At 49.4% G+C, this 5,596-nt stretch carries 5 protein-coding genes; 1 reads left to right on the top strand and 4 read right to left on the bottom strand.

The genetic code is table 11. The features are described from left to right. A partial coding sequence (locus tag Q0231_RS15820; protein ID WP_299349073.1) for a hypothetical protein occupies positions 1 to 763 on the bottom strand: 763 nt, incomplete at its 3' end. 98 nt (positions 764 to 861) lie between these two features. On the opposite strand from Q0231_RS15820, the gene Q0231_RS15815 reads away from it, so the two are divergent. Beyond that, on the top strand, positions 862 to 2,172 hold the full coding sequence (locus tag Q0231_RS15815) for a di-heme oxidoredictase family protein (protein WP_299349070.1): 1,311 nt from the start codon (positions 862 to 864) through the stop codon (positions 2,170 to 2,172). Here Q0231_RS15815 and pgi read toward each other — a convergent pair. The 3 genes from pgi to queA form a co-directional block, all read right to left on the bottom strand. Continuing rightward, complete coding sequence (pgi, locus tag Q0231_RS15810) at positions 2,169 to 3,803, bottom strand: glucose-6-phosphate isomerase (RefSeq protein WP_299349067.1); 1,635 nt, start codon at positions 3,801 to 3,803, stop codon at positions 2,169 to 2,171. The genes Q0231_RS15815 and pgi overlap by 4 nt on opposite strands. 8 nt (positions 3,804 to 3,811) lie before the next feature. Next, positions 3,812 to 4,948 carry a tRNA guanosine(34) transglycosylase Tgt gene (gene tgt, locus Q0231_RS15805; RefSeq protein ID WP_269394267.1) on the bottom strand — a complete coding sequence of 379 codons (1,137 nt, stop codon included), beginning with the start codon at positions 4,946 to 4,948 and terminating at the stop codon, positions 3,812 to 3,814. After that, positions 4,945 to 5,596, bottom strand: a 652-nt coding sequence (gene queA, locus Q0231_RS15800; protein ID WP_299349064.1) for a tRNA preQ1(34) S-adenosylmethionine ribosyltransferase-isomerase QueA, incomplete at its 5' end; no start/stop codon positions are given. The genes tgt and queA, both read right to left, overlap by 4 nt.

The following is a 5,596-nucleotide window of genomic DNA, read 5'->3' as shown; positions in this document are numbered from 1 at the left end:
GATCAAGGCATTGGTCAATTTTGTCAGCCACCAGTATATGTGCTCTTTTGATGAGCGATATATCAAGCTCGCTTTTTCCGGGCGCATCCGCGCCAGATGCTGTGATGTGAGTGCCGGTTTGCACCCACTCATCCATAATGATTGGCGTTCTACTGGGTGTGGTCGTCATTATTATCTCGGCCTCACCACAGCCTAACTCCAAATTTGTGCATTGGGATAACTTACAATCTGCCGCGTTCATCTCTTCGACAAATTTCGCTAGTTTTTCAGCACTGCGCGCCCATACTTTGAAATTGAAAGTGCGCTCTGGCATAAGATTTTTGAGTGCCAAAATCTGTTGTGTTGCTTGGATTCCTGCTCCAACGACCAGGACATTCTTAGCACTTGGTTTTGCCAATGTTCTGGTGGCAATTGCTGCACCTATTGCTGTTCTGAGATCAGTGAGAAACCCCTCATCCTGCAAGATGGCCACCACCTCACCTGTTTGCGCTGATAGTGCGACCATCATGCCGTTGCTGGTGGGTAATCCCAATTTAGCATTATCATAGAAACCAGTTGCGATTTTTACGATGAAGACACTATCTCCGTGCAAATGGCCGAATTTTACGTGGCAATCGCCATTGTGTTGCGCGAGCGGCAAATAGCCAACTGGTGGAATAGTTGCCCCACCATTGGAGACTGCGATGTAGGAACGCTCAATTGCGTCAGCCATCGAATTGAAGTCAGACAGGCTAACAATTTCTTCCCGATTTAAAATACGCACATCAGCTCCATATTTGGACTTTTTGTCCACTTTGTACATTGCGTCCGACTATGTCAAGGAGTTGGTGATTGGGTTAAGCTGCCGTGATAAGCTTATTCATGATGACGCGATATGTTGGACTATTTGCTTTAGTTTTGTTCGGCCTCACATCTGCAGCCGCCGGCGATCAACTTGTTCTTTTTGGTCCCACTGCGTTTTCTCTAGCTGATCCTAAACTGAATTCATCAGACCTCGCCAAATTCAACTATGGCAGGGGGTTGTTTCACCATGAATGGAAAGTACACGAACACGCGGATGGCACCCAGAGCGGTTTAGGACCTTTGTTTTCTGCAAACTCTTGTGCAAGCTGTCACGTCAGAGATGGACGCGGACAGGCCCCTGCACAAGGTTCGTTCTCGCCCTCATTTGTTATAGCAGTTGGCATTCCATCTCTTGAATTTGGCACGAGATCAGACAAAATCTATGGCAGCCAAATACAAGTGAATGGCGTGGGAACACCACCGGAGGCGATTGTTCGGGTGACATACATAACAACAACAAAAACAATGGCTACCGGCGACTTAGTGGAGCTTCAACACCCGGTGTATGAAGCGACAGACCTTGCCTATGGTGAGTTGGAGCCAGAAGCCAAATTGTCTGGACGGTTACCGCAAGCTCTGATTGGCTTAGGGTTCTTAGAAACGGTTCCAGAAGAGACCCTAGCGCAGAATGCTGATCCTTTTGATTTGAATAAAGATGGTATTTCTGGACGAATTTCATTTCTTGCAAACGGTGAAATTGGGCGTTTTGGTTGGAAAGCTGAAACACCAACTGTACTTCATCAAACCTCCAAAGCCGCTAGCGGTGACATGGGCATTTCAACACCCCTCTTTTCCGCATACGCTGGCGATTGCACACAGTTTCAGCCGCAATGTTTACAGGCGAGCCTAACCCAGCCGGAGAACAAAACCACTGAACTTGATGGCAATGAGGCCCGAATACTTGCGCTTTACAGCGCCAACCTGGCCGTGCCACCTCGCAGGCGTGTCGATAATGACGATGTGTTGGCAGGGGAAAAACTGTTTCAGTCGATTGGCTGCCAGACTTGTCACGTCGCAAAGTTTGACCAAGAGCAGGAATTTGCACCTGCGTACACAGACTTGCTGTTGCACGATATGGGAAATGGATTGCGCGATCCGGCATTTGGCGACACTGAATTGGCGCAGGAATGGCGCACCCCGCCGCTATGGGGCCTTGGGTACACCAAAGAAGTCAACGGGAATGAGAATTATCTACATGATGGTAGAGCAAGAACACTTACGGAAGCCATTTTGTGGCATGATGGTGAAGCGGCAAGTTCAAAAGAAGATTTCCGTTCACTCGAATTGAATGAACGGAATCAACTGCTTAGTTTCTTGAACTCGCTCTAGCGCAATGACTGGAAGCGCTGCAACAATCCTTGGGTCGAACAATCATGCGCGGTTGCTGCTTCATGGCCTTGTACTTTGGGCAAGAGGGCTTTGGCCAATTGTTTGCCCAATTCCACACCCCATTGATCGTAGGAATTGACGTTCCAAATGGCGCCTTGCACAAATACCTTGTGCTCATAAAGCGCAATCAAGCTGCCAAGGGTTTTGGGGGTCAGCTTCTTATAAAGAATGGTGTTGGAGGGGCGGTTGCCTGGGAACACTTTATGCGGCGCCAGTTCTTTTATTGCTTCAGAGCTCACCCCCGCTCCATGCAGTTCTTCTGTCACCTGTTCAATGGTTTTGCCCAGCATCAAGGCTTCAGATTGTGCGAAACAATTTGCCACTAGCTTTTCATGGTGAACGGGATAGTCTTCTTCACCTTGTGCCGCCAACAAAAAATCGACGGGAATGACATCCGTACCTTGGTGGATCAATTGATAGAATGCATGTTGCCCGTTGGTGCCCGGCTCGCCCCAAACAATAGGACCAGTTGCATAGTTCACCGATGTTCCATCGCGCTGAACAGACTTGCCATTGCTTTCCATATCCTGCTGCTGCAAATAGGCGGCAAAGCGCCCCAAGCGCTCGTCATATGGCAAAACGGCGTGGGTTGAGAAATCAAATGCATTGCGGTACCAGACGCCCAACAGCCCCATAATAACGGGCATATTCTGCTCGAGTGGTGCGGTTAGGAAGTGCTGATCCAATTCAGCAGCGCCAATCAAGAAGTCATCAAAATGATCAGCACCAATCGCTAACATGACCGAAAGGCCAATGGCACTCCAAACCGAATAGCGTCCGCCAACCCAATCCCAAAAGCCGAAAATTCGGTCTTGCTGAATGCCAAAACTTGCACAAGCAGCCAGATTTGTTGAAACCGCAACAAAATGATCCCCAACTGCGGCATCTCCAAGCGCAGCAGACAACCACTTGCGCGCGGAGTTGGCATTGGTCATCGTTTCATCTGTCGTAAATGTCTTGGACGCCACGATAAACAGCGTAGTCTCTGGGTTGAGCCCATTAAGCGTATCCGCGATGTCTGAGCCATCGACGTTGGAGACAAAATGCGGCTTGATTTCCGATACGAATGGAGAAAGCGCGCGCACAACCATTGCGGGGCCAAGGTCTGAACCGCCAATGCCAATATTGACAACATCTGTGATTTTCTTGCCCGTCGAGCCATTTATCTCGCCAGATCTCAGGGATGTCGCATAGGCACGCATGGCGGCCAACACTTTGCGAATGGGGGCGGAAATGTTTTCGCCATCGACTATTCGTTGGTCATTGCCTTGGTGGCGCAAAGCCATATGCATGACGGCGCGATCTTCTGTCGAATTTATGTGTTCACCTGACCACATTTGGTCGCGAAGCGTTTCGACACCTGAAGTGCGGGCTAGATCAAAAAGACTAGCGAGTGATTTTTCGTCAATTCTGTTCTTGGAGTAGTCAAGGAACAACTCTCCGGCACAAAGCGAGAATTTTTTGAAACGTTGCGGATCATTTCGGAACATGTCCCGCATATGGATTTGTTCAATTCGTTGGCGGTCGGCATCCAATTTTGCGAGATCTTGAGCAACGTTTTGTTCTGACATAGAAGTGCCTATCCTAAAGGTTCGATGTCGCCTCTTTCCCATCCCGCGCGGGTTTCAGCCACATAATCATCATAACGGTTTTGTGCGATTGCGGCGCGTGCGCCCTGCATCAATTCTTGGTAATAGGCCAAATTTATCTGGCTTAAAAGCATCGCACCCAACATTTCGTTCGCTTTGAGCAAATGATGCAAATAAGCGCGTTGAAAACGACGGCAATTTTCATTTGGCGATTGTTCGTCCAATGGTCGCGCATCTTCTTTATGCCGCGCATTTTTTATGTTGATCACCCCAAAACGCGTGTAGGCGTGTCCGTGGCGCCCTGCCCTTGTTGGGTGAACACAATCAAACATATCAATGCCGCGCTTTACAGCGCCCAACAAATCATCGGGTTTACCAACGCCCATCAAGTAACGTGGTTTTTCTGTTGGCAAAGCAGGTGTCGTATAATCAAGAACTTCAAACATTGTTGCTTGAGGTTCACCAACGGCCAGTCCACCAACGGCATAGCCGTGAAATCCGATATTTGTCAGCTGCTTGGCCGACTCCAGACGTAGAACTTCGTTGTCGCCACCTTGCACGATGCCAAACAAAGCATGACCGGGCTGTGTGCCAAAAGCAGTCTTTGACCGCTCGGCCCAGCGAATGGACAGCTCCATCGCCCTTTTTATTTCAGCCAGTTCCGCTGGAAGTGCTACGCACTCATCAAGCTGCATATGAATATCCGAACCCAACAGTGTTTGGATTTCAATAGAGCGTTCGGGAGTCAAAAGGTGCGAAGACCCATCAATATGCGATTTGAACGACACCCCATTTTCATTAAGTTTGCGCAGCTTTGCCAAGGACATGACCTGAAAACCGCCGCTATCCGTCAGAATTGGTTTTTTCCATTGGGCAAACTCATGCAAGCCGCCCAACTTTGCCATGCGCTCGGCACCTGGGCGCAACATAAGGTGATAAGTGTTGCCCAAAATGATATCCGCACCAAGCGCTTCCACTTGTTCGGGATACATACCTTTTACGGTTGCCGCGGTGCCAACGGGCATAAACGCAGGCGTGCGAATATTGCCACGCGGCGTTGAGATTTCACCCAATCGCGCGCCGTTGTTGGTGTTCTTGAGGTCAAACGAGAATTCTTGCTGGGTCATTTCTGTTCCTGAAACAAAAGCGACGCATCGCCAAATGAGTAAAAGCGATAGTTGTTTTCGATCGCGTGTTTATAGGCGTTGCGCATGTTTTCTAATCCAGAGAACGCGCTGACCAGCATAAATAAGGTTGATTTCGGGAGATGAAAATTCGTCATCAACACGTCAACGGCGTTGAACTTGTAGCCAGGGGTAATGAAAATATCGGTTTCACCGCAAAATGGCTTCAGCTCGCCATCAAATGCTGCGGATTCGAGCACGCGTAGGCTGGTGGTGCCAACAGCGAATATTCGTCCGCCATTTGCGCGACACTTTTTGATATTTTCAACCGTTTGCGCGCTCAGTTCGCCCCATTCGGCGTGCATTTTATGGTCGTCGGTATCGTCAGCTTTAACGGGCAAGAATGTGCCAGCCCCCACGTGCAACGTGACGTAATCTATTTCAACGCCTTTTGCTGCGATTTGTGCAAGCAATTCATCGGTAAAATGCAGGCCTGCAGTTGGCGCGGCTACCGCGCCATCGTGTTGCGCATAGACCGTTTGATAGTCCGTGTCGTCTTGATCATCATGCGCGCGCTTCGCGCTGATATATGGGGGCAATGGCATTGCGCCACGTGCTTTGATCGCTTCGTCTAATTCGGCGCCAGAGACG

The sequence above is a fragment of the uncultured Maritalea sp. genome (assembly GCF_937139385.1).
Taxonomy (GTDB): domain Bacteria; phylum Pseudomonadota; class Alphaproteobacteria; order Rhizobiales; family Devosiaceae; genus Maritalea; species Maritalea porphyrae_A.
The sequence above is the reverse complement of the archived record's forward strand: the minus strand, read 5'-3'. Positions and strand labels throughout refer to the sequence as shown.

Bases quoted from the DNA above. Each gene is read 5' to 3' on its own strand.
- Q0231_RS15815 (WP_299349070.1), top strand. From the start codon at position 862: ATGATGACGCGATATGTTGGACTATTTGCTTTAGTTTTGTTCGGCCTC.
- tgt (WP_269394267.1), bottom strand. From the start codon at position 4,948: ATGACCCAGCAAGAATTCTCGTTTGACCTCAAGAACACCAACAACGGC.
- pgi (WP_299349067.1), bottom strand. From the start codon at position 3,803: ATGTCAGAACAAAACGTTGCTCAAGATCTCGCAAAATTGGATGCCGAC.